Source organism: Niveispirillum sp. SYP-B3756, assembly GCF_009495745.1.
In the GTDB taxonomy this organism is placed as follows: Bacteria; Pseudomonadota; Alphaproteobacteria; order Azospirillales; family Azospirillaceae; genus Niveispirillum.
In genome coordinates, this window is the sequence record NZ_WIDQ01000001.1 from 554,293 (window position 1) to 579,014 (window position 24,722).

21 protein-coding genes are annotated in these 24,722 nt (G+C 60.9%); 11 read left to right on the forward strand and 10 right to left on the reverse strand.

From position 1 onward, the window contains the following. The first annotated feature begins 8 nt into the window (after positions 1–8). The 8 genes from cmk (at position 9) to GE253_RS02685 (ending at position 9,721) form a co-directional block, all read left to right on the forward strand. Positions 9–671, forward strand: coding sequence for a (d)CMP kinase (gene cmk, locus GE253_RS02650; RefSeq protein ID WP_153202547.1), 663 nt, complete (start codon positions 9–11; stop codon positions 669–671). A 263-nt stretch (positions 672–934) separates the two neighbouring features. Further along, entirely contained in the window at positions 935–1,636 is a 702-nt protein-coding gene (locus GE253_RS02655; protein WP_153202548.1) for a hypothetical protein, read from the forward strand. Between the two features lie 197 nt (positions 1,637–1,833). Beyond that, positions 1,834–2,448 (forward strand): class I SAM-dependent methyltransferase, encoded by a 615-nt coding sequence (locus GE253_RS02660; protein WP_211101321.1) that lies wholly within the window; start codon positions 1,834–1,836, stop codon positions 2,446–2,448. A gap of 161 nt (positions 2,449–2,609) precedes the next feature. Further along, positions 2,610–3,338, forward strand: coding sequence for a methyltransferase domain-containing protein (locus GE253_RS02665; RefSeq protein ID WP_153202550.1), 729 nt, complete (start codon positions 2,610–2,612; stop codon positions 3,336–3,338). Positions 3,339–3,782: 444 nt separating this feature from the next. Next, a complete protein-coding gene (gene rpsA / locus GE253_RS02670; protein WP_153202551.1) occupies positions 3,783–5,477 on the forward strand; it encodes a 30S ribosomal protein S1 in 1,695 nt (564 codons plus the stop codon). Between the two features lie 172 nt (positions 5,478–5,649). Further along, positions 5,650–8,646, forward strand: a complete 2,997-nt coding sequence (locus GE253_RS02675) for a DNA methyltransferase (protein ID WP_153202841.1) — start codon at positions 5,650–5,652, stop codon at positions 8,644–8,646. After that, entirely contained in the window at positions 8,643–8,858 is a 216-nt protein-coding gene (locus tag GE253_RS02680) for a hypothetical protein (RefSeq protein WP_153202552.1), read from the forward strand. Before GE253_RS02675 ends, GE253_RS02680 begins: the two co-directional genes overlap by 4 nt. Beyond that, on the forward strand, positions 8,855–9,721 hold the full coding sequence (locus GE253_RS02685) for a restriction endonuclease (RefSeq protein WP_153202553.1): 867 nt from the start codon (positions 8,855–8,857) through the stop codon (positions 9,719–9,721). Before GE253_RS02680 ends, GE253_RS02685 begins: the two co-directional genes overlap by 4 nt. A 16-nt stretch (positions 9,722–9,737) precedes the next feature. On the opposite strand, the gene polA is transcribed toward GE253_RS02685, so the two are convergent. From polA to GE253_RS02700, 3 genes are all read right to left on the reverse strand, one after another. Further along, positions 9,738–12,665 carry a DNA polymerase I gene (polA, locus tag GE253_RS02690; RefSeq protein WP_153202554.1) on the reverse strand — a complete coding sequence of 976 codons (2,928 nt, stop codon included), beginning with the start codon at positions 12,663–12,665 and terminating at the stop codon, positions 9,738–9,740. 275 nt (positions 12,666–12,940) lie between these two features. Then, entirely contained in the window at positions 12,941–13,273 is a 333-nt protein-coding gene (locus GE253_RS02695; RefSeq protein ID WP_153202555.1) for a hypothetical protein, read from the reverse strand. A 5-nt stretch (positions 13,274–13,278) separates the two neighbouring features. After that, on the reverse strand, positions 13,279–13,632 hold the full coding sequence (locus GE253_RS02700; protein ID WP_153202556.1) for a hypothetical protein: 354 nt from the start codon (positions 13,630–13,632) through the stop codon (positions 13,279–13,281). Positions 13,633–13,769: 137 nt separating this feature from the next. Between GE253_RS02700 and GE253_RS02705 the strand changes: the two genes are divergently transcribed. Continuing rightward, on the forward strand, positions 13,770–14,261 hold the full coding sequence (locus tag GE253_RS02705; protein WP_153202557.1) for an Lrp/AsnC family transcriptional regulator: 492 nt from the start codon (positions 13,770–13,772) through the stop codon (positions 14,259–14,261). Positions 14,262–14,279: 18 nt separating this feature from the next. Here GE253_RS02705 and ftrA read toward each other — a convergent pair whose 3' ends face one another. The 3 genes from ftrA to GE253_RS02720 all read right to left on the reverse strand — a co-directional run bounded on the left by ftrA (position 14,280) and on the right by GE253_RS02720 (position 15,979). Further along, positions 14,280–15,263, reverse strand: a complete 984-nt coding sequence (ftrA, locus tag GE253_RS02710; protein WP_153202558.1) for a transcriptional regulator FtrA — start codon at positions 15,261–15,263, stop codon at positions 14,280–14,282. Positions 15,264–15,336: 73 nt separating this feature from the next. Next, a complete protein-coding gene (locus GE253_RS02715; protein ID WP_153202559.1) occupies positions 15,337–15,744 on the reverse strand; it encodes a DUF2442 domain-containing protein in 408 nt (135 codons plus the stop codon). Next, a complete protein-coding gene (locus tag GE253_RS02720) occupies positions 15,731–15,979 on the reverse strand; it encodes a DUF4160 domain-containing protein (RefSeq protein WP_153202560.1) in 249 nt (82 codons plus the stop codon). Before GE253_RS02720 ends, GE253_RS02715 begins: the two co-directional genes overlap by 14 nt. Before the next feature lie 178 nt (positions 15,980–16,157). Here GE253_RS02720 and GE253_RS02725 point away from each other — a divergent pair, with 178 nt between their 5' ends. Then, on the forward strand, positions 16,158–16,553 hold the full coding sequence (locus tag GE253_RS02725) for a rhodanese-like domain-containing protein (protein ID WP_153202561.1): 396 nt from the start codon (positions 16,158–16,160) through the stop codon (positions 16,551–16,553). 58 nt (positions 16,554–16,611) lie between these two features. Here the strand turns inward: GE253_RS02725 and GE253_RS02730 are convergent, their stop codons facing one another. The 3 genes from GE253_RS02730 to GE253_RS02740 form a co-directional block, all read right to left on the reverse strand. After that, positions 16,612–18,309, reverse strand: coding sequence for a peptide ABC transporter substrate-binding protein (locus GE253_RS02730; protein ID WP_348770761.1), 1,698 nt, complete (start codon positions 18,307–18,309; stop codon positions 16,612–16,614). Then, positions 18,306–19,910, reverse strand: a complete 1,605-nt coding sequence (locus GE253_RS02735; protein ID WP_153202562.1) for a peptide ABC transporter substrate-binding protein — start codon at positions 19,908–19,910, stop codon at positions 18,306–18,308. Before GE253_RS02735 ends, GE253_RS02730 begins: the two co-directional genes overlap by 4 nt. Before the next feature lie 134 nt (positions 19,911–20,044). Next, entirely contained in the window at positions 20,045–21,631 is a 1,587-nt protein-coding gene (locus GE253_RS02740) for a peptide ABC transporter substrate-binding protein (protein ID WP_153202563.1), read from the reverse strand. Between the two features lie 597 nt (positions 21,632–22,228). On the opposite strand from GE253_RS02740, the gene GE253_RS02745 reads away from it, so the two are divergent. Further along, the gene (locus GE253_RS02745; RefSeq protein WP_153202564.1) at positions 22,229–23,719 is read left to right on the forward strand and encodes an acetyl-CoA hydrolase/transferase family protein; all 1,491 of its coding nucleotides are present in this window, start codon (positions 22,229–22,231) and stop codon (positions 23,717–23,719) included. A gap of 361 nt (positions 23,720–24,080) precedes the next feature. On the opposite strand, the gene GE253_RS02750 is transcribed toward GE253_RS02745, so the two are convergent. Further along, on the reverse strand, positions 24,081–24,710 hold the full coding sequence (locus GE253_RS02750; protein ID WP_173012457.1) for an outer membrane beta-barrel protein: 630 nt from the start codon (positions 24,708–24,710) through the stop codon (positions 24,081–24,083). Positions 24,711–24,722: the final 12 nt, after the last annotated feature.

Genomic DNA, 24,722 nt, shown 5'->3' on the forward strand with positions numbered 1-24,722 from the left:
TGACGCCCATGTCCACCAAGCCTGTCATCGCCATCGATGGTCCCGCCGCCAGCGGCAAGGGCACGCTGGCCCGCCGCGTTGCCGAGGCCATGGGTTATGCGCTGCTGGATACCGGCGCACTCTACCGGGCCGTGGGCCTGTCGATGATCCGGGCTGGCCAGGATGTGCGCGATGTGGAAGCCGCCATGGCGGCGGCGCGCGCCCTGGATGCCGAGCGGATCGCCGAATTGACCTCCGACCCTGCCCTGCGCCAGGATGAAACGGCGCAGGCCGCCTCCATCGTTTCGGCCTATCCCGGCGTTCGGCAGGCCTTGCTGGAATTCCAGCGTGGTTTCGCAGCCAACCCGCCGGGCGACGCTGCGGGGGCCGTGCTGGACGGGCGGGATATCGGCACCGTCATTTGCCCCGACGCGCCGGTGAAACTGTTTATCACCGCCTCGGTGGAGGTGCGGGCCGAACGCCGGTTCAAGGAACTCGGCGGAGCGGCGGCCGGTGTGGATTTCGACGCGGTGTTGGCCGACATGCGGGCGCGCGATGAACGCGACACCACCCGCGCCTTCGCCCCCCTGATACCAGCCGAGGATGCGGTGGTGGTGGATAATTCCGCCCTGGGCCCCGATGCGGCGTTTCAGGCGGCAATGGCCATAGTCCACACCAAATTAAAAGCCTAATCTATGATATTAAATTTCGCAAGGTCGCCCGAAAGCTCGACATCCTGCATTTTTAGTGGGCAGATTTGCATTTTCATTTCACAAAACCCCTTCCAAGCCCACTGCGGCAAGCATTATATCACTTATCTTTTTCCTGCGACCGCGGTAATGATAGATCGATAAAAGTAAAGTGAAGGCGTTGTCTTTCCGTTGCGAAAAACAGAACGATTAACGCTTAGCTTTTCATTTTATCCATTTTCTGATCTGCGCCTGAAGGAGGCGGCATGAATCGCGTGCGCATGGTCAGTGCCTCCCGCCTCACAGGGGAGCGATTTGAAGCCGATACATTGCTGGGCCGGTCGATCAATGAATGGCGGCGACGCTACCCCATTGAGCTATCGCTTTATCTAGAAAATCAGGTCGGCCTTCCTACCCTTTATAATAAAGATATTGAACAGGCATTGTCTGAGGGAGATGACGACCTAATCCTCGCATTCCTGCATGATGACGTCACTCTGCTGGATTTTTTCTGGCCTGACAGGCTGGCGGAATGGACCCGCACCTTCGATATTGTCGGGTTGGCCGGAAACGTCCGACGCACCCCGTTCCAGCCGACTTGGGGCCATCTGCGCGACGCGGCGGGGGGTATTTTCCCCGAAGAGGAGGCGAACCTGTGCGGCGCCGTCGGGCATGGCGAGGTGTTTCCCAGTTCCATCGGCTATTACGGGAAACCCGGTCGGGAATGTCTTCTGATGGATGGCCTGTTCCTGGCGGCGCGGGTGGAAGTATTTCGCCGTTCTGGCCTGCGGTTCGATCCGCGCTTCCCATTCCATTTCTATGATCTGGATTTTTGCCGGCAGGCAGAGGTTCTGGGTGTACGCATGGGGGTGGCGCCAATTCCCGCCCTGCACTGCAGCGGCGGCAGCTATCAGGGAGACCGTTGGCTAAAGGGTTACGGCGACTATCTGGCCAAGTGGGGAAGCTAATGTTTGTGTATCAACTTGAATGGCAGTTAGGAGAACATACCACCCCGACATAGCGCTCACGAAATTGCGCGTTTTTTGTCTGAAACGTAATATCAACCGACTTGTGGAAAGAAAACGGAGAAGCGATGGAAACTAAAATTGTGTGCAGTGTGTGTGATAATAATGAATTTAATATTCTTCAGTTATTGTGGCCTGGTTTGATTAATGATTGGCAGCTAAGTCCAAGGGAGGCTGAATATATCAACCGCCAGCAGGGCCAATGCTGCACCCGTTGCGGTGCCAACCTGCGCTCAATCGCGCTGGCCAAGGCAATGCTGAATGTGCTGGGGGTCAATGCCCCGCTGCTGGCCCTGGCATCCAGCAAACCACCGACTCGCATCCTGGAACTGAACGAAGCTGGCAGCCTGACACCGGTGCTTCGTCATTTTCCCAATCATGTACTGGCCAAATACCCGGAAGTGGACATCCACAAGATGCCCTATGCTGACGGGTCGTTCGATATCGTCCTGCATTCCGACACGCTGGAGCATGTGGAGAACCCGGTTCACGGGCTGAAGGAATGCCGTCGTGTGCTCTCCCCCGGCGGGGCTCTGTGCTATACTGTTCCCATCGTTGTCGGCCGGATGAGCCGTAACCGCGCCGGCCTGTCGGGCAGTTACCATGGCGGCAGCGGCGTTGGTGCCAACGACTTGCTGGTTCATACTGAATATGGTGCCGATGCCTGGACACAGGTGATTGAAGCAGGCTTTTCGCAAGTGACTCTGACAGCGGTTGATTATCCGGCAGCCATCGCCATCACCGCCCGTGGCTGAGACATAGAGCGGATCGCCAAAAGGTGAAATAACCTTTTGGCGTGAATTCGCTCGCAGGCAGACTCAGCTAGAGCTACCTGCGTTCGACGAAACGCAGGTAGCTCTAGAAACCCAAGCGCGGCGGGTGTACTGCCGGCAGGAAAGCAGAAAGGAATGCCGGTATGCACGATACCGCCTATAAGATCGGTGCCAAATTCTTCGAGACCTATTGGCGCAGCGATTTCAGCAAGGTGTTGGAGCTGGGGGCCTGCAATGTCAATGGCGCCCTGCGGGATTTCCGCCCCGAGGGTTCTGACTGGTGCGGGATGGATCTGGGGCCCGGCAACGGCGTCGATGTGGTGGCGGACGATCCCTATGTCTATCCGTTCGAGGATGGCAGTTTTGATATCGTCGTTTCCTCATCCTGCTATGAACATGACCAGTTCTTCTGGCTGACCTTCCTGGAAATGCTGCGTGTCACGCGGGAGGGGGGCTTCCTTTACATTAACGTGCCGTCCAACGGCGCCTATCACGCTTATCCGCAGGATTGCTGGCGTTTCTACCCCGATTCGGGTCTGGCCCTGGTGGCCTGGGCCAAGCGCATGAAGCTTGATGTAACGCTGGTGGAATCCTTCATCGCCACCCGCGAAGCCGATGTCTGGAACGATTGCGTGCTGGTTTTCGCCAAGGGCGCCCATAGCCCGCCGCCGACGCTGCTCTGCCAGACGATCCCCGGTTGTCACAATATCCGCTTGGCGGGGCAGGAGCAGTTGCTGAATGCCCGTGCCCTGACGGAAGATATGGTGATCAATCAGGTTCTGCAGAACCGGGTGAATTTTGCCATGAATGCCATGCAGACGGCCAATGGCGTGCTGACCCAGGCACAGGCAGCGCTGAACGGCCTAGGCTGAGGCTGAGAAGCCGAGGTTGGGTATTGTAGCGGGGGCTGTCGAAAGGCAGCCCCCGCCGCCGTATTCCAGGGGTCCATGCCGACTCTATCGGTTGCGGTGAGGCCGGTTTCCGGCTATATAGCCCGCCTTGCCCCGAAGGGCATGAAGGATCATGACGCGATGCGCTGCCGGGGACCGGATATGGGCCCGCTGGCTTTGCTCGCGTTCTGCTATTGAACGTCCTCGCCGCCGGTCTGGTGGCGTAGCCATGGGCTTTCATCAAGGGCGGCCCGCTGCCGTCCTCTTCGGGAACAGGAAAGCCAGCCTTCGGGCTGGCTTGGCAAAGTCGCCGGGTATGATGCCCGGTGCGGCGGTGGTGAAGCCACAGAACCGGTTCGGGCGTGCCGGGGATGGGTGGATGCATCGTTTAGATCAACCCGAAACAGTCTGCCCATTGGAGTTTACATGGCACAGGTTTCCGCCGCGAAGGAAAGCTTCGCCGCCCTGCTGGAAGAATCGTTCGGCTCCGCCGACAGCCTGGAAGGCACCGTCGTCAAGGGTCGTGTTGTCAATATCGACAACGACATGGTGCTGATCGACGTTGGCCTGAAGTCTGAAGGTCGCGTTGCTCTCAAGGAATTTGCCGTTCCGGGCCAGCCGGTCGAGCTGAAGGTCGGCGACACCGTCGAGGTCTATCTGGAGCGCATGGAAGACAAGAATGGCGAAGCCGTTCTGTCGCGCGAGAAGGCCAAGCGCGAGGAAGCCTGGACCCTGCTGGAGAAGTCCTTCACCGACCAGAGCCGCGTCACCGGCATCATTTTCGGTCGCGTCAAGGGTGGTTTCACCGTCGATCTGAATGGCGCCGTGGCCTTCCTGCCGGGCAGCCAGGTCGATATCCGTCCGGTGCGCGACATCTCCCCGCTGATGGGCACGCCGCAGCCGTTCCAGATCCTGAAGATGGACCGCTCGCGCGGCAACATCGTCGTTTCCCGCCGCGCCGTGCTGGAAGAAAGCCGTGCGGAAGCCCGCTCCGAGCTGGTCGCCTCCCTCAAGGAAGGCCAGATCCTGCAGGGCGTGGTCAAGAACATCACCGATTACGGTGCGTTCGTTGATCTGGGCGGCGTTGACGGCCTGCTGCACGTCACCGATATCGCCTGGCGCCGTATCAACCACCCGTCGGAAGCCCTGCAGATCGGCCAGACCGTTACGGTCCAGGTCATCCGCTTCAACTCCGAGACCCAGCGTATCAGCCTCGGCATGAAGCAGCTTGAGGCCGATCCGTGGGAAGGCGTGGAAGCCAAGTACCCGCCGCAGGCCAAGTTCAAGGGTCGCGTCACCAACATCACCGACTACGGCGCCTTTGTGGAGCTGGAGCCGGGTATCGAAGGTCTGGTGCACGTCTCCGAGATGAGCTGGACCAAGAAGAACGTCCATCCGGGCAAGATCGTTTCCACCTCTCAGGAAGTGGAAGTGATGGTGCTGGACGTGGATCCGGTGAAGCGCCGTATCAGCCTGGGTCTGAAGCAGACCATGCAGAACCCCTGGGAAGCCTTCGTCGAGAAGTTCCCGGGCGGCACCGAGCTGGAAGGCGAGGTCAAGAACATCACCGAATTCGGTCTGTTCGTTGGTCTGCCGGGCGACATCGACGGTATGGTGCACCTGTCCGATCTGGACTGGAACACCCCCGGCGAGCAGGCGATCCAGGAATACAAGAAGGGCGATCAGGTCAAGGTCAAGGTTCTGGACGTTGACGTTGAGAAGGAACGCATCTCGCTCGGCATCAAGCAGCTGGCTTCCGATCCGTTCGAGAGCGCTGCTGCTGGCGTCAAGAAGGGTGATGTCGTCACCTGCACCGTGACCCAGATCACCGAAGGCGGGATCGAGGTTGAGGTTGGTGAAGGCTTCACCGGCTTCATCCGCAAGTCCGACCTGAGCCGTGAGCGTTCCGAGCAGCGCCCCGACCGCTTCGCCGTTGGCGAAAAGGTCGATGCCAAGGTCACCCAGGTCGATCGCGGTTCCCGCAAGATCGGCCTGTCGATCAAGGCCAAGGAAGTCGAGGAAGAGAAGTCCGCGATGGCCGAATTCGGCTCGTCCGACTCGGGCGCCTCGCTGGGCGACATCCTGGGTGCGGCTCTGAAGCGCCGCCAGCAGAACGACTGATCCGGCAACGGATCAGCCTGATCTGCTCAGGTTGTTTGAGACGTGAAAAGGCCGCCGGGGCAACCCGGCGGCCTTTTTGCTTTTAAGCACTTGGGCTTGGGCCTTGCTTGCAATCTCGCGGTCGCCCCCGCTATCCTGCGCGTGCAAAAGCCGGAGCATGATTCCCGTGACGATGAATCCTGAAGATTTCATTGCCAAATGGCGTGGCAACACCGCCAACGAAAAGAAATTCTATCAGAGCCATTTCAACGATCTCTGCCGGATGCTGGAGGTGCCGGACCCCAACAGCGCCGACAAGACCGGCGAGGAATATTGCTTCGAAAAGAATGTGTTGAAGCTGGGCGGTGCCTCTGGCTACGCCGATGTCTGGAAACGCAATCACTTCGTCTGGGAATATAAAGGGTCGAAGAAGAACCTGACGGCGGCCCATGCCCAGGTAAAGCAATATGCCGATGCGCTGGGCAACCCGCCGCTGCTGATCGTTTCCGATTCCCAGGAAATCCGCATCCACACCAATTTCACCAATGAGGTGGCAGTTACCCATACCATCCGGTTGGGCGACCTGATGAGTGTGGAGGCGCGGCGGATGCTGCGCGCCTGCTGGACCGATCCGGAATATCTGCGGCCCAAGGAAACCCGCGCCACCGTTACCGCCCAGGCCGCCGCCACCGTTGGCACCATCGCGGCGGAACTGCGCCACCGGCTGGGGGATGAACAATCCCGCCGCATCGCCCATTTCCTGAACCGCATTGTCTTCTGTCTGTTCGCGCAGAATATCGGCCTGCTGCCGGACCTGATCTTCTCCGACCTGCTGGAAGACAGCGTGCAGGATCAGGCTGGGTTTGCCCCCCGCCTGAAAAACCTGTTCCGGGCGATGAAAGACCCGCAGGGTTACTTCGGCAACCGTCCCATTCCCTGGTTCAATGGCGGGCTGTTCGACGATGATGATGTGATCGACCTGGGGGGCTTGCAAATCCGCGCCCTGCTGGATGCCGCCAAGCTGGATTGGGGCAGTATCGAGCCCAGCATTTTCGGCACCCTGTTTGAACGCGGCCTGGACCCGGAAAAGCGCAAGGCCATGGCGGGCCTGTTTGATGTGGCGCCGGATGCCGCCAGCCCGGCAAAGGCGGCCAAGGCCGCCAAGGCCAAGGGCCTGTCCAAGGCCGATAAGGGCGTGGGCATCCATTACACCGATCCGGAAAAGATCATGAAGATCGTGGAACCGGTGGTGTTGCGCCCCCTGCGCGCCGAGTGGGAACAGGTGAAGGAAAAGGTGGCGGGCTTGCGCGCCAAGCGCGATGCGGCCAAGGATGATGCCAGCCGCACCCGGCACGAAAATGCCGCCCGCGATACCTATCTGAAATTCCGCCACCGCCTGGGCAAATACCGGGTGCTGGACCCTGCCTGCGGGTCCGGCAATTTCCTTTACATGGCGTTGATGCACCTGAAAGACCTGGACCGCGCCATCGAGCAGGAGGCGCGAACCCTGGGCCTGCCCGCCGATGATGAGCGCATCACCCCGCAATGCGTGCTGGGAATTGAGATCAACCCCTATGCCGCCGAACTGGCCCGCACCACGGTCTGGATCGGTGAGCTGCAATGGCAGATGAAGAATGCCGGTGCCGTGAAGCGCACGCCCATTCTGGGCAGCCTGAAGGGGATCGAGAACCGCGACGCCCTGTTGAACGAGGATGGCACGGAGGCGCAATGGCCCAAGGCTGACGCGATTGTGGGGAATCCGCCGTTTTTGGGTTCAAAAAAAATGCGAAGCAACCTAGGAGAGGTCTACGTTGATTCTTTGCGCGCAATTTACAAAAATCGAGTTTCCGGCCAAGCCGACCTCGTCTCCTGGTGGTTCGTTAAAGCTCTGTATTGTATAAAAATTTATCAAGGTAGATTCGGTTTTGTTGCAACAAACACAATTAATCATGGAGATTCTCTAGAAACAATATCGAGAAATTTGGATAGTTGCATTATATTTGATGCTTGGGAGTCTCTTGACTGGGTGTTGGACGGTGCAGCAGTGGATGTTGCAATTTGCTGCATTAAGTATCCAGATGGACTTAGTGAAGACGTTTTTCTAAATGGAAACAAGGTATCTATTATACTTCCTGGACTAAAGCGCGTTCTACCGATAGAAAATCATACGTACTTTATTAGCAAACTTCGACAAAATATAAATATTTGCCTTGAGGGTTATTCTTATGGTGGTCCATTTGTTATTAAAGGTGATTTGGCGAGGCGTTTACTAAATGAACCTTTAAATCCAAATGGTAAATTAAACTCAGACGTTATTTCAAGAATGATTGGTGGTGCAGAACTCATTCAATCTTCATCAGATTATTTCGTCATCGATTTTGGGACTCAATTGAGCGAGACTGAAGCTGCCTACTACGAAGCTCCATTTACATACCTACGAAATCTTATATTTAGCTATCCGCAAAAAGAAGTGGCTCTAAAAAGAGACATCTATTGGAGGTTTCGGAGGTCAGGCGCTGCCTTACGACACGCCCTGGCCGGAAAGCAGAGATTTATCGCTGTGCCTAAAACCTCAAAGTATCGGCTTTTCAGATTTGTCGACGGTCGGATCTCCATTGCTGGGACACTTAATGCCATCGCCAGGGATGACTATACTAGCTTCGGTATACTTCACTCTAGTTTTCACGCTTTTTGGGCCCTGTATATGGGCTCTAAGCTCGAAGATCGCCCCCGCTACACCCCCACCACCTGCTTCGAAACCTTCCCCTTCCCTGAAGGCCTGACGCCGGACCTGCCGGCATCGGCCTATGCGGACGACCCGCGCGCCCAGGCCATCGCGGCGGCGGCGAAGGAGTTGGATGAGAAGCGGGAGGCGTGGTTGAATCCGCCCGATCTGGTGAAGATCGTGCCGGAAGTGGTGCCCGGCTATCCCGACCGCATCCTGCCCAAGAATGACAAGGCGGCGGCGGAGCTGAAGAAGCGCACCCTGACCAATCTTTACAACCAGCGCCCCGCCTGGCTGGACATGCTGCATAAGCGGCTGGATGAAGCCGTGGCCGCCGCCTATGGCTGGCCCGCCAATATCAGTGAGGAAGAGGCTTTGGCTAAGCTGTTCGCCCTGAACCAGGAACGGGCAGCCAAACAGGAACCCAAGCCCAAAGGCCGGAAGCACAAGGAAGCGGATGAATGATGGAAGAGGAAACGGGCACGCATCTGGGACCGGACGAAGCCGCCCTGATTGTTGATGCGGCTGGGGAACTGAGCCTGCTGCTGCCGGAATATCCGGAGGATCAACCGGTGCCGCCCATGGTGCTGTTGCTGGCCGCCGTGGCCCGCAAGGCAGGTTCCGACCCGGCCTGGGTGGAAGCCTTGATCGAAGAAGCTTTCGGCGGGGACGCATGACCTGTCTCTTACGCACCGACAGCGACGGCGTTCCCCTGTTCGAAGGCCTGTTGCGCCCAACCATTGAGGCGCTGCGGGAACTGGGCGGATCGGCGGGGAATGAGGAACTGCTGGATGCGGTGATCCGGCGGGAAAAAATCCCGGAACCGGCGCAGGCCATCCCCCACAAGGATGGCCGGATCAGCCGCCTTTCCTATCGGCTTTCCTGGGCCAAGACCTATCTGGGCAAGACCGGGCTGCTGGTGAACAGCGCGCGCGGGGTCTGGGCGCTGACCGATGCCGGTGAGAAGGTCACGGATGGTGAGTTGGAACGGGTGCCGGCCCTGGTGCGTGCCGAGCGCAACCAGCCGGCCACGCCCCGGACCAATGGTCGCCTGGGGGCCAAGGAACCAGAGGCGGAACCGCCGGATTGGCGGGAAACGCTGCTGCAAACGGTGCAGACCATCACGCCGGATGCGTTCGAGCGCCTGTCACAACGCCTGTTGCGGGAAGCCGGCTTTGTGAAGGTGGAAGTCACCGGCAAGACGGGGGATGGCGGCATTGACGGGCAGGGTGTGCTGCGCGTCAACCTCGTCACCTTTCAGGTGGCGTTCCAGTGCAAGCGCTATCAGGGCTCCGTCGGTGCCTCGGTGGTGCGGGATTTTCGCGGGGCCATGGTGGGCCGCGCGGACAAGGGCCTGATCATCACCACCGGCACCTTCACCCAAGCCGCCAAGGATGAAGCCATCCGCCCCGGTGCCCCCGCCATCGACCTGATCGACGGCGAGTTGTTGTGCCATTTGCTGAAGGATTTGAAGCTTGGCGTCGTCACCCGCATGGTGGAAGAGGTGACGGTGGATGGCGGCTGGTTCACGGCCCTTTGAGGGGGGCGATCCCCCCTCAATGCGCCTCCGCCCAGGACTTCCCATGCCCGGCCTCGGCCACCAGGGGCACGCCGATATCGGTGGCGGTTTCCATCACCTGTTTCACCAGGGCCGCTGTGGCGGTGATCTCCGCTTCCGGCACTTCGAACAACAGTTCGTCATGCACCTGCAACAGCATCCGCGCCTTCAGCCCGGCAGCCGCCAGGGCGGCGGGCAGGCGGATCATGGCGCGCTTGATGATATCGGCGGCTGTGCCCTGGATAGGGGCGTTGATGGCCTGGCGTTCGGCATAGGAACGCCTGGCACCCTTTTCCTGAATGCCGGGAATCCAGCATTTGCGGCCCAACAGGGTGGTGACATAGCCCTGGGCGTGCGCTTCCGCCTTGGTCTTGTCCATATAGGTCTGCAATTCCGGGAACCGCTCAAAATAGGCCTTGATGAAGGCCCCGGCCTCGCCCGGTGAGATGCCCAACTGGCGCGACAGGCCGAAGCTGGAAATACCATAGATGATGCCGAAATTGATCGCCTTGGCCCGGCGGCGGATTTCAGACGTCATCTCGGCCAGCGGCACGCCGAACACTTGGGATGCCGTCATGGCGTGAATGTCGATGCCTTCGCGGAAAGCCTGTTGCAGGGCCGGGATGCCGGCCATTTCCGCCACCAGCCGCAATTCGATCTGGCTGTAATCCACCGACAGCATCACATGGCCCGGTGCCGCCACGAAGGCGCGGCGGATCTTGCGCCCCTCCTCCGTGCGGATGGGGATGTTCTGCAAATTGGGATCGGTGGAGGACAGCCGCCCGGTGGAGGTGATGGCCAGCGCGAAACTGGTATGGACCCGTCCCGTCCTGGCATCAATCTGTTCGGCCAGCGTGTCGGTATAGGTGGATTTCAGCTTGGCGAACTGGCGCCAGTCCAGCACCTTCTGGGCGATCGGCACGCCCTGGTCGGCCAGTTCCTCCAGCACCGAACTGTCGGTGGAATAGGCGCCGGTCTTGGCGCTTTTCTTGGCCCCGGTCAGCTTCATCTCATCAAACAGAATCTCGCCCAACTGCTTGGGGCTGCCGACATTGAAGCTGCGGCCCGCCAGCGCGTGGATTTCCGCCTCCAGCTCCACCATGCGTTTGGCGAAATCGCCCGACAATTCGCGCAGCACGGCGCGGTCGATCAACACGCCGTCGCTTTCCATCTGCGCCACCACGGGCACCAGCGGGCGTTCAATCGTCTCGTACACCGTCACCATATGGTCGGCCAGCACGTCATGTTTCAGCACATGCCACAGGCGCAGGGTGATGTCGGCATCCTCCGCCGCATAGGCCGTGGCCTTGTCCAGCGGCACCCGGTCAAAGGTGATGCGCGCCTTGCCGGTGCCCGTCACCTCATCATAGGAAATGCAGCTATGGCCCAGATGGCGCTGCGCCAGCTCATCCATGCCATGGCCATGCTTGCCGCCGCCAATGACATAGGAAAGCAGCATCGTATCGTCGATGGGGGCGACATTGACGCCATGCTTGGCGAACATCTGCCAGTCGAACTTGATATTGTGCCCGACCTTCAGCACGCCCGGATGTTCCAGCAGCGGGCGCAGGATTTCCATGGCCCGGTCCAGGGCGATCTGCTTGGGCGGTGGCGGGGCGGTGCCGAAATCCAGCCCGCCCTGATCGCCCTTGGGCGTGGAGGGATCAATATGGGCGATGGGGATATAGCAGGCGCGGCCCGGCCGGGTGGAAAGCGAGATGCCCACCAGATTGCAACGGGTCGGCGTCAGCCCGTCGGTTTCCGTATCCACGGCGACGATGCCGGCTTCCAGCCCTTCCGCTACCCAGGCTTCCAGGTCAGCCTCTTCCACCACCAGCAGATGTTCCACGGCACCGGGGCGGGGGATATGGGCATCGGCCCGTACCTCTGCCGGGCTGGTGGTGGGCGTGGGGGCATAGGAGCGACCATCCAGGGCGGCGCGCAGGTCGCGGCGCGGCTGTTCCGATCCGCCGGCGGCAATGGCGCGGGCCACGGCCCCATCGGCCAGCGTGCCGTCAGCGGCGATTTCCGCCTTCACCTTGGCGATAATGCCGCGGAAACCCTGCACGCCCAGCCATTCCAGCAGGCGGGCGCTGTCCGGCTCCCGCACCACCAGTTCTTCCACCGGCACCGGTACCGGCACATTTTCTTCCAGCTTCACCAGCCGCTTGGAGATGCGGGCCAGGTCGGCATTCTCCAGCAGTTTCTGGCGGCGGCCCGCCTGTTTGATCTCGCCGGCCCGTTCCAGCAGGGTTTCCAGATCGCCATAATCGGTGATCAACTGGGCAGCCGTCTTGATGCCGATGCCGGGCACGCCCGGCACATTATCCACGCTGTCGCCGGCCAGCGCCTGCACATCCACCACCTTGTCGGGGGTGACGCCAAATTTCTCAAACACCTCATCCGGGCCGATCAGCCGGTTTTTCATCGGGTCCAGCAGGCGCACGCCATCGCGCACCAACTGCATCAAGTCCTTGTCCGACGAGACGATGGTGACGGGGCGGCCCTGAGCGCGGGCCTGGCGGGCGTATGTGGCGATCAGGTCGTCGGCCTCATACCCTTCCAGCTCGATGCCGGGCAGGTTGAAGGCGTCCACCGCCTCGCGGATCAGGGCGAATTGCGGGCGCAGATCTTCCGGCGGCTCCGGGCGGTGGGCCTTATAGTCGGGATAGAATTCATTGCGGAAATTCAGCCGCTTGGCATCAAAGATGATGGCCACGGCCTCAGCCTTCAGTTCCGCCAGCAGCTTCATCAGCATATTGGTGAAGCCCATCACGGCATTCACCGGCGTGCCGTCGGGCCGGTTCAGCGGCGGCAGGGCGTGATAGGCGCGGAAGATGAAGCCAGACCCATCCACCAGATAAAGCGGGCTGCCATCGGCGGCCGGCAGGGCAGCGGGGTCAGCGGCTGGGATATCGGTGGGCATGGGGGATGGCCTGTCGTTCCGGGTGCGTTCACGCGCGGAACATGGCCCATGCCGCCGCCCCTGTCCACTGTTGAGCGGGGCGGCGAGGTAGGTGATGAGCGGCTGATCTATCTGTCTGGAAAAGGATCTTTTTCTTCAAAGCCTTGTCATTTCACCACCGTCATTCCCGCGTAGGCGGGAATCCATACAACAGCGCGGATTTTGGATTCCCGCCTTCGCGGGAATGACGGTTGAGGGAGTGAAAATGAAAGACGTTTGTGGTCACACTTTCACGGTTACGCAATGAGCGCCTGCAGTTCGGCCAGGGCGCGGTGACGTTCCGAGGTCAGCACCTGCCGCACCAGCGGAATGGCCCGCAGGCAGCGGGCGATATAATCCGATTCGTCGCGCGTCAGCGTGGGCACCTGCACATCGACATGCAGCGTCTCATCCGGCTCAAACAGGCGGGACTGGACCGAGGACGGCACCAGCCCGCGCTTGGCGAACAGTTCCAGCACGCGTGGCAGCGAGGCCGGGTCCGGGTCCGCCAGCACGGCAAAACAGGCGGTGCGGCCCGGATCGGTGGGGCGCTGTTCCTGCGGCGGCGGGGTCAGGGTGGGGGCGGGCATGGGTCTCACTCGGCAGCGACGAAATGGGCGGGGATGGTTTTGCTGGCACCGCGCATTTCCGGGCCGACGGACAGCCGGTCATGCTCAGCACGGGCCAGACAGCGGGAGAGAACGCTGGCCGGGTCTTCATTCAGGCCTGCCTCGTCATCCGTTACCAGCATGGCGAAGGCGCGGGTGGCGCGCGACGCACGCAACGCTGCATCCACCGCTTCACCCAGATCAACACCCTGCAGGTGCTGCCACGGCACAGGCGTAATCACACCGCTGGCCGCGCGATGCACCGCCAGGGCAATGCGCGCCCCCGTCGGCTGGTCGCGGTAAACGGTCAGGCTGGCGTGATTTTCGTAAGCGGATGACATCGTGGCGGCCCCGATAGAGCGTGAAGAACGATGGCCACACCCTAACGGAGATGCCGGGGCATTTCTTTGCAAGTTTCCTTCACAGAAGATAATCTGTGCATGAATTTTGCCATATTAGTGGATATAGGGGAATTTTTATGCAGAAAGAGCTGGATGGTTTGGATTGGCGAATCCTGGGCCTGTTGCAGAAGGACGGATCGGCAACGGCGGCGGAAATCGCGGAAAAGGTGGGGTTGAGCCAAAGCCCGTGCTGGCGACGCATCCAGCGGCTGGAAGAAGATCAGGTGATCAAGCGCCGGGTGGCGTTGCTGGACCGCAAGGCGGTGGGGCTGAATGTCATGATCTTCAGCCAGGTGAAGCTGGAAGCGCATAGCGGTGACACGCTGGATGATTTCCGCGCCTCCATCCGCCGCATCCCGGAGGTGCAGGAATGTTTCGTGCTGATGGGGCAGGTGGATTTCCTGCTGCGCATCGTCACCAAGGATATCGAAGCCTATGAACAGCTTTTCTTCGAGAAACTGTCCAAACTGCCGGGCGTGCGGGAACTGAACAGCATGATCGTCGTCTCCACGGTGAAGGAGACGACGGAACTGCCTTTGCCGGGGCAGGCCAATCTCCCCAAAGCGTGAGCTTTGGGGAGATTGGTATCAGGGAGAAGCCCCGGCACCAAACCGGTCCCGGTAATCGCGCGGGGACAGGCCGGTGGCGCGGCTGAAATGATGGCGCAGAGTGGGTGGGGCGCCGAAACCGGCCAGCCGCGCCACTTCCTCCACCGGCAGGCTTGTCGTCTCCAGCAGGGTCTTGGCCAGTTCCACCCGCACCAGGGCAAGCCAGTCCCCGGGCGTGTGCCCCGTCGCCTCCTGAAAGCGGCGCAGGAAGGTGCGCTCGCTCATGGCGGCCGCCTGGGCCATATCCGCCACCGTCCAGACCTGTTGCGGATCGGCGCGTATCCGGTCCAGCAGGGGGCTGAGACGGCTTTGCGGCTGGCGCGGCACCGGGCGGGGGACGAACTGCGCCTGCCCGCCGCTGCGATGGGCGGGCACTACCAGCCGGCGGGCCACGCTGTTGGCGGCATCATGGCCGAAATCACTGCGGATGATGTGCAGCATCAGGTCAATCCCCGCCGCACTGCCGGCAGAGGTGAACAAGCGCCCTTCCTGCACATAGAGCACATCGGCATCCAACCGCACGGCCGGATAGGCCTGGGCCATGGCATCGGCATAGCGCCAGTGCGTGGCCAGCCTTTTGCCATCCAGCAGGCCGGTGGCCGCCAGGACAAAGGCACCGGAGCAGATGGAGGCCAGCCGGGCACCGCGATCATGCGCCGCGCGCAAACGGTCTATCAGGAAAGGCGGCACCGGCACACCGGCCCCCTTCCAGCCGGGTGCGATGATCAGGTCGGCCTGCTCCAGCAGGTCCAGCCCGCCATCCACGGTAAGGCGCAGCCCGCCCTGCGCCCGCAACGGCCCCGGTTCGATGGCAGCCGCCGCGAACCGGTACCAGCCCGGCCCCAGTTCCGGCCGGGCAAGGCCGAAAATCTCCGCCGTGATGGCAAATTCAAAGGTGCAGAGCCCGTCATAGACGAGCGCCACGACGAGGGGGCCGGCGGGGTTTGGCGGGATATTGTCCATGGCAGCAATTCTGCCAGCGGACATCACTCAACGGAAGGGGCAAGCTCCAGCAAGCAAGGCGGTGCTTGCCCCTTCACGCCACCTTTGGTGGCCGTCCACCCTTGCGGCCATTCTCACGGGAAGCCGCTGCCTTTGCCGGCGAGCGCGCCTTTCCGCCAGACGAGCCAAGGTTGGCGGCCATCCATTGCTTGGAACCGAAAATACCCTGCAACAGGGCTGGCACATAGATATCGGCATCAAGCTTTGGCCAATGCAGGCCGAGACCTGCAGGGCTGATTTCTATGTCAGCCAGTTCGTCGGGGGCGGCACCCGCCAAGCCTTCCACAAGATCAGGGGGGAAGGCCACCTGGACACCGGTGCTGAGATCAACCACGATACGGGCCGTCCGACGCACAAACTTGGCACCGGTGACATGGCCATGCCGCCGCAGTTCTTCCATGTGCTGGCGGGCAGCGGACAATTCCTGTTCAGTCAGTTCCATGAATGCCCTCCCATTGCCTGCACATTGCCAGCACCATGTCGGCCAACTCCGTCAGGATGCGCTGTAATTCTGTACCGGTGAAACCCTCATATCCCCGCAGCGCAGGGGGCCCCTGCGGGCAGTTGAGAATGAAGATGGCTTCCCTTCCCGCCCCCATGACATGAACATGGGCCGGACGATGGTCGTTTGGATAGATAACCACGCGCAGGCCACCGAGGCGGGCAATTGTTGGCATTCGCACCTCGCCAAAACCCAAGCGCTTAGGATAATGATTCTGACGCTATTGTAAAGCCACCCTCAAAAGGGGGAGGGTTACTTTGGTTTGGCGGAATATCAATCATCATTGGCGATCCTGCCACTTGGCCGCCTTCCGGCAAAGCGAGAAGCTCCGCCCTGCAACAAAGGGAGCCCTGATGATGAGTGCTGTCACCGAAATCCCTGCCGCCCCGTCCGATCTGGCCGTGGCGCATTTCGCTGCCGAATTCAGCTTTGAGACCGATTGCTGGGATGTGCATGACGCCCTGTCACGCGGCCCGGATTTCGTGCTGCTGGATGTGCGGGGGCCGGCGCTATTTGCCCGCGGCCATGTGCCGGGGGCCATCAACCTGCCCCATGGCAAGATCACCGACCGACGCCTGGCGGAATGGCCGGCAGAGACGCTGTTCGTCACCTATTGCGCCGGCCCGCATTGCAACGGGGCGGCGCGCGGAGCCCTGCGGTTGGCGCAACTGGGCCGCTCGGTGAAGATCATGGCCGGCGGTATTACCGGCTGGATCGATGAAGGGTTCGATCTGGCCACGGGTGCGTGAATGAAAAAGGCCGGCGGAATCGCTTCCGCCGGCCCGGCACCCTGCAAGGCGTCAGCCCTTATTCCTTCACATCCAGAAAGCGACTGGGGTGGCTGTCCAGCAGATTATCCTTCCAGCCGATCAGCTTGGGGCTGACCATGTGCTTGGAGCTGTAGAAATGCAGCGGGAAGACGGCCACATCCTCCACCATCAGGCGTTCAGCCTGCTGCATCAGATCAGCCCGCTGTTCCTCAGTGGGGGCGGCGGTGGCCTGATCCAGCAGCTTGTCATAGGCGGGGTTGCTGTAACCGGACGGGTTCTGCTTGCCAATGTCGCTGCGCGCCAGATCCAGGAAGCTGGCCGCATCGATATAATCGCCGATCCAGCCATGGCGGACCACGTCCTTGAACTTCTTTTCGTCGCGCGTGTTCAGGAACACTTTCCATTCCTGATTATTCAGCGTCGTCTTCACCCCCAGCTTCTGCTGCCACATGGAGGCTACGGCGATGGCCAGTTTGCGGTGGTTTTCGTGGGTATTGTAGAGGATTTCGATTTCCAGCGGCTTGCCACCCGGCCCGTAACCGGCCTTCTGCATCAGTTCCTTGGCCTTGGCATCGCGCTGGGCCTGGGTCCAGCTGGCATAATCGGGCACCTGCTGGGTATAGCCCGCCACACCCGGCGGCACGAAACTGTAGGCTGGCAGCTCCCCGCGCTGGTTGATCTTTTCCACCAGAATATTGCGGTCGACGGCGAGGTTGAGCGCCAGCCGCAGATCCTTGTTGGATTTCCACGGTTCCTTGGTCAGGTTGGCGGCAAAGAAATAAGTGCCGAAATAGGGTGCCAGCCGCAGCTCGCTGGCCAGATTGGTGCGCAGCCACTGCATCTGCGTCACCGGCACCTCATAGGTGACGTGCAGTTCGCCAGCGCGATAGCGCTTCAGTTCCGCATCCAGATTCTCGGTCGGATAATACATCACCGTATCAATGGGCGTCTTGGCCGCATCGGGGTGATAGCTGTTCTTCACCAGCTTCACATGGCTCTGCGGCACCGCCTCCGCCAGCTTATAAACACCATTGGTGACCAGATTGCCGGGCTTGATGAAATCCGCCCCGAACTTTTCCACATTCGCCTTGGACAGGGCGTAGGTGGCATGGTGGTGCAGCATGGACAGGAAATAGGGCGTGGGCCGTTCCAACGTCACCTGGAACGTATAATCATCCAGCGCCCGCACGCCCATCTGCTCCACCGGCAGCTTGCCCAGATTGATGGCCTGGGCATTCTTCACCATCCACAGGAAATAGCCGTACTTGGCCCCGTTCTTGGGATCGACCAGACGCTTCCAGGAGAAGACCCAGTCGGCCGCCGTCACCGGCGTGCCGTCCGACCATTTGGCATTGCGGCGCAGATGGAACGTATAGACCAGCCCGTCCGGCGAAATGTCCCATTTTTCCGCCGCACCGGGGATCAGCTTGTCGGTACCATCGGGGATCAGCAACCCGTCAAACAGGTCATACTGAATCCAGCTATCCGGCACCCCGCTGGACTTGCCCGGGTCCAATGTCTCCGGCTCTGCGCCATTGCCCCGGTGCAGCACCTTTTCCGCCCAGGCGGGGGCCGTGGCGGCAGTCAGGCTGGCGGTCGCCAGCATCAGGGCCATGGTCATGCGACGCAGGTGCCGGGTCACAAATGACATGCGGGAACGCTCCTGTTCAAAGGTCGGATTGCTGCTGATGGGTTGATTGGGGGCGGTGGCGGCCACCGCCCCCTGCTTTGTCACTTGGCGGCGACTTCCAGATAGCGCGAGGGCTGCACGCCCATCGGCGTCGGCCCCCAGCCCTTCACCCTTGGGCTGACCAGATTGCGATAGGCCTGATGATAGATGGGGATGATCGGCGTATCGGCCAGCATGGTTGCTTCCGCGTCCGCCAGCAGCTTCATGCGCTGGGCCGGGTCGGTACTGGTGTTGGCGGCATCCAGCTTCTGGTCGAAGGCAGCATTGTCATAGCCCGACCGGTTCATCTTGCCCACATCCGAACGCAACAGTTTCAGGAACGTATAGGGATCGGCAAAATCGGCGAGCCAGCCCAGCACGGCCGTGCCGGCATAGGATTTCTCGCCTGCATTCTGCAACACGATCTTCCATTCCTGATTATTCAGGTTGACCTTGGCGCCCAGCTTGCTCTGCCACATGGAGGCGACTGCCACCATGATCTTGCGGGTGCTTTCATTGGTATTGTGCAGGATTTCCACTTCCAGTGGCTTGCCGCCCTTGCCATAGCCGGCTTCCTCAATCAGGCGCTTGGCCTGGGCGTCGCGCTCCGCCTGGGTTGCCTTGGCCAGGGCGGGCAGCGGCAGCGTATAGCCGTCAATACCGGGGGAGGTCAGTGTCCAGGCCGGCACGTCACCGGCCTTGGTGATCTTTTCCACAATGATCTGGCGGTCGATGGCCAGATAAAGCGCCTCCCGCAGCTTGGGATTGGACTTGAACGGTTCCTTGGTCATGTTCACGGCCAGATACTGGGTGCCCAGCACGGGATAGAACATGATGGTTTCCGGCATGTTCTGGCGCAGCCAGTCGATCTGGGTCACCGGTGCCATCTGCACAATATCCAGTTCACCAGCGCGGAAGCGGCGCAGCTCCGTCTCCGGGCTGTCGGAATGGTGGAAGACCACGGTATCGATCTTCACCGATGCCGCCTCGCGGAAATGCGGGTTCTTCACCGCCTTCACGAAGGATTGCGGCATATAGGCGTCCAGCTTGTAGGCGCCGTTGGAGACAAGGTTGCGGGGCTTGACGAAGTCCGCCCCGAACTTCTCCACATTGGCCTTGGAGATCGGGTAGGTCATGCGGTGCAGCAGGGAGCCCAGGAAATAGCCGGTGGGCCGTTCCAGCGTTACCTTGAAGGTGCGGGCATCTACCGCCTGCACGCCCAGCGCCGACACCGGCTGCTTGCCATTGCTGATCGCCTCCCCGTTCTTCACGGGCCAGAGGAAATAGGCATAGTCAGAGGCCGTCTTGGGATCGACCAGCCGCTGCCAGGCAAAGACGAAATCCGCCGCCGTCACCGGCGTGCCATCCGACCATTTGCCATCGGCACGCAGGGTGAAGGTATAGGTCAGCCCATCCTCGCTGATGGTCCATTTCTCCGCAGCCCCCGGAATGGCCTTGCCATCGGGGCCGAAGGTCAGCAGCCCCTCGAACAGGTCGTACCCGATCCGGGCCGACTGCACATCGGTGCCCTTTTGCGGGTCGAGCGAGGTCGGTTCGGCCTGATTGCCCCGGTTCAGCACCATGTCCGCCCAGGCGGCGCTGGCGGAAAAACCGGTGGCAAGGGTCAGGGCGACGAAGGCCGTCGCCAGACGGCGGGAAAGGCGCATTGTTATTCTCCAGGGCATCCAACTGCGGCCCCCATCACCCATGTCCGACGGGGTGGGAATTCAGCTGTATGTGCGGTCTATCGCCCGGACTGTCCAGTGCTGGGGGCACGCTTTCGTCAGCCGAACGGCATTTTTCACCGGGCCGTGACCGGTGACAGAAAGCGGCTGGGGTTGCAATCCACCGGATTGGGCTGCCAGCCCGCCAGCCGGGGGGAGACCAGCCGCACCCGTGCATAGGTGAAAAGCGGGATGATGGGCGCATCGGCAACCACCAGTGCCTCGGCCTGATGCAGAATCTCCAGCCGCTTGGCGGGATCGCGTTCCTGCACGCTGGCCGCCATCAGCCGGTCATAGGCAGGATTGCCATAGGCGGCGGGATTTTCCGGCCCCATCTCCGTGCGCAGGAATTGCAGGAAGGCATAGGGATCATCATAGGCGCCAATGATGCCGTGCCGGGCCAGACCCGGGAAATTATGCGTGCGCCTGGTATCCAGAAACACCTTCCATTCCTGATTGGTCAGGGTGGATTTCACCCCCAGCCGCTGCTGCACCATGCCGGCCACCGCCACGGCGATGCGGCGATGGTTATCGGCGGTATTGAACAGGATATCCAATGTCAGCCCCTGCCCGCCCGGATATCCGGCCTTGGCCAGCAACGTCTGCGCCGTGGCAACCCGCCGCTCCATCGGCCAGTCGGCCCATTCCGGCCGGGCCGCCTGATAATGGGTCACCGTCGGCGGCACAAAGGAAAGGCTGGGCATCTCCCCGCCCTGGCTGATCCGTTCGGTCAAGACCTCCCGGTCGATCACCATGGACAGGGCCCGGCGCAGATCGGGCTTCGATTTCCAGGGTTCCTTTTCCAGATTGAAGGTCAGGAAATAGGTGCCCAATTGCGGCGACAGACGCAGCGCATCGGGCAGGTTGGCCTTGGCCCAGGGGATTTGCGCGGGTGGCAGCGTATAGCTGGCGTCCAGTTCCCCGGCGCGGAAGCGCTTCAGTTCCGTTTCCTGGTTCTCCGTCGGGTAGAAATAGACCGTATCGAAGAAGGCTTTGGCGGCATCGCGGTGGAACGGGTTGCGCTCCAGCTTGACATGACCCTGCGGCACCTGTTCTGCCAGCCGGTACCCGCCGGAAGAGACAAGGTTGCCCGGCCTGAAGAAATCCCGTCCCAGTGCCGTCACCCGGGATTCCGGCAGGATCACCAGCATCGGGTATGAGAGCAGGGAGATGAAATAGGGGGTCGGCTCCTCCAGCGTGAAGCGCACGGTTTGCGTATCCAGCGCCGCCACCCCTAAGGCTGCCGTGTCCGTCAGCGTGCCGGTGCTGAGCGCGCGGGCATTCTTGATCGGCCAGACGAAATTATTGTTCCGGCTGGTGGCCGGGTTGGCCAGCCGGCGGAAGGAGAAGACAACATCGCCGGCCGTGATCGGGCTGCCATCGGACCATTTGGCCCCATCACGCAGATGGAAGGTCACCTGCAGCCCGTCAGCGCTGGTTTCCCAGCGGTCGGCGATGGCCGGCTGCGGCTTGCCATCCGGCCCACGGGACAACAGCCCTTCATAGATATCGTAGAAGATCATGGCTTCCGGCAGGCCGGTTGCCTGATGCGGGTCCAGCGTTTCCGGCTCCGCCCCATTGCCCCGCCGCAACACCGTTTCCGCCCCCGCCAGCCCCGGCAACAGCAGACAGAACAAAAGGGCGGCGAGCAGGCGCTTCATCATGCCGATGATCCTTGATGGGCGTTGGGCCGGCCCGGATTGTGGGCAAAGCCACCGGATGCCGCAAGAGCGGGATGGGGGAAACCCAAGGGTGAACGCGTGGGGGTGGAAGGCTGAGTGTCCGCCTGAAAATTTTTTCTTTTTTATCAATATCTTACTTCTTTCACTCCGTCACCCCGGCGAAGGCCGGGGTCCAGGTTCGTAGAGCGAAGCGCCCTTTGAGTCTGGACCCCGGCCTTCGCCGGGGTGACGGTGAAATTGAAATCAAAGAAACCTTTCCGGACAGACAAGGACACCTCTGTTTCGTTTAAGAATAATCAAATTACAAAAATCACAAAATCACATCTCATGAAAAATAACTCGTTTTATCTCAGACGAAACATTCTCAAAATGCAGTAAATAATAATTCCGAGACAAAACCAAATATACCGAATTCATCTATCAGATTGATTTATTGCTTTACTGCGGCAAATTGTTACAGGGCGCGATCCATTGCCGCAGGTCGACCTCCATGCGCATATTCAAAAGGACAAGGCGCAGCCAATGCCGCCGGTTGAAGATGTGGCAAGCAACGCTGGAAAAACCCCAAGAAGGTAGAAAATGTACGAAGACCGGATTCGCCGTCAGTCCCTGCTGGATAAGATCGTTACGCCGGAAGAGGCCGCCCTGCTGATCAAGGATGGCATGACCATCGGGATGAGCGGGTTCACCCGCGCCGGGGATGCCAAGGCCCTGCCGATTGCCATTGCCGAACGCGCCGCCAAGGAACCGATCCGCATCACCTTGATGACGGGTGCCTCGCTGGGCAACAATATCGACAAGATCCTGACGGAGGCCGGCGTGCTGGCCCGCCGCCTGCCCTTCCAGTCCGACCCCACCCTGCGCGCCGCCATCAACCGGGGGGAGGTGATGTTCATCGATCAGCACCTGTCCGAAACGGTGGAACAGCTCCGTTCCGGCCAGATGGGACCGATTGATTATGCGATCGTGGAGGCAACCGCCATCACCGCCGATGGCGGCATCGTGCCCACCACCTCGGTCGGCAATACGGCCAGCTTCGCCATTCTGGCGGAAAAGGTGATTGTCGAGCTGAACCTGTCCCAGCCGCTGGAGCTGGAGGGGTTGCACGATATCTATATCCCCACCAAGCGGCCGTCGCGCACGCCGATCCCCGTGGTCTCCTGCGACAGCCGGGCGGGCACGCCCTATATCCCCATCGATCCGGCCAAGATCGCCGCCATCGTGGTGACGGAAAAGCAGGACAGTGCCGCCAATGTGGAACCGCCGGACGATGGCACCCGCGCCATTGCCGGCCACCTGATCGACTTTTTCAAGCATGAGGTGGCGCGCGGCCGGTTGGACATGACGCTGAACCCGCTGCAGGCCGGTATCGGTTCCATCGCCAATGCCGTGCTGCATGGGCTGATCGACAGCCCCTTCCATGATCTGCGCATGTATAGCGAGGTGTTGCAGGACAGCACGTTTGACCTGTTCGATGCCGGCAAGCTGAATTACGCCTCGGGCTCCTCCGTCACGCTCTCGGCAGAATGCGGCGGGCGGGTCTTCTCCCGCATTGCGCAGTACCGCAACCGGCTGGTGCTGCGGCCGCAGGAAATCTCCAACCATCCGGAGGTGATCCGGCGTCTGGGCGTCATCGGCATCAACACCGCGCTGGAATTCGACATTTACGGCAATGTCAATTCCACCCATGTTGATGGCACCATGATGATGAACGGCATTGGCGGGTCGGGGGATTTCGCCCGCAATGCCTATCTGTCGATCTTCGTCACCAAATCCCTGGCCAAGGGCGGGGCGATTTCATCCGTCGTGCCGATGGTCAGCCATGTCGACCATACCGAACATGATGTGGATATTCTGGTGACAGAGGTGGGGCTGGCCGATCTGCGCGGGCTGGCCCCGCGCGAACGCGCAGGCGTGGTCATCGCCAACTGCGTCCATCCCAGCTACCGCGACCAGTTGAGCGACTATTTCAATCGGGCCAAGGCGCGCGGCGGCCATACCCCGCACCTGCTGGAAGAGGCGTTTTCCTGGCATGTCCGCCGGCAGCAGACGGGCAGCATGAAGGGCTGATACCAATCTCCCTTGATCGGAACCGAAAGGTTCTGATCAAGGCAACTGATACCAACGGTCATCATTCATGACCGTTGGTACGGCGGCGACTGCCGCCGCGCCGCCCGTGCGGCGTAGCCAAGCCAGCGGATGCTGGCGCCGGCGATTGAGGGGCACGAAAGCGTGACCATCGGTCATGATTTTGTGCCGATGGTATGAGTATGAAATAAATGGCCCCGGCGTGTGGGATACGCCGGGGCCGCCGCGAATGGTGTGACTGGAGGGGGGACCGGCCCCAATGGGGGAGAGGGAGGGCCGGATCACACCATTCGAGGAAAACGGGACGCGGGCGCGGATGCCCGCATCCTTATTACTGGGACCATCAGAACCGGTAAGCCACGCCCACGCGGATCTGACTGTCATCCGGCTGCAGACTATAGGCATTGCCACCAGCGGTATACTTCAAAGCCTTGTAGTCCGTGTAGTTATATTCCAGGCGGGCCAGAACATTGTCGGTGACGGCATATTCCACGCCACCGCCGAGCCGCACCCCGTTCAGGGTGTCGCTTTGGGAAACGCTGGCACCCGCCAGGGCAGACGTCACCTCGTAATTGCTGCGCTGCCAGCCGACACGGCCATAAAGCAGGGCATCATTGGTCACCAGATAACCAGCGCGGGCGGAAATGCCATAGGTCTCGTTGCCATCCAGACCGGTGACGCGGCCGCCGACCAGCTTGGTCTTGTCGCTCAGTTCCAGGCCGCCAAGTTCACCTTCACCGCCGACATAGAACCGGTCAAAGGTCTTGCCATAGCCGAAGAAACCGCCATAGGTCCAGCCATCCAGGTTCAGATCGGCCTTGGCACCGGGGGCGCGGGTGGTGTCGTTGCTGGTGGTGTAGCCCGTATAGACGCCGATATAGGGGCCGTCAAAGGGGGACTGGGCAAAGGACGGGGCCGCCGCTACGGTCATCAGGGCAACGCCACCAAGCATAGCATAAGCAAAGCGCGACATCTTCATCTCCTC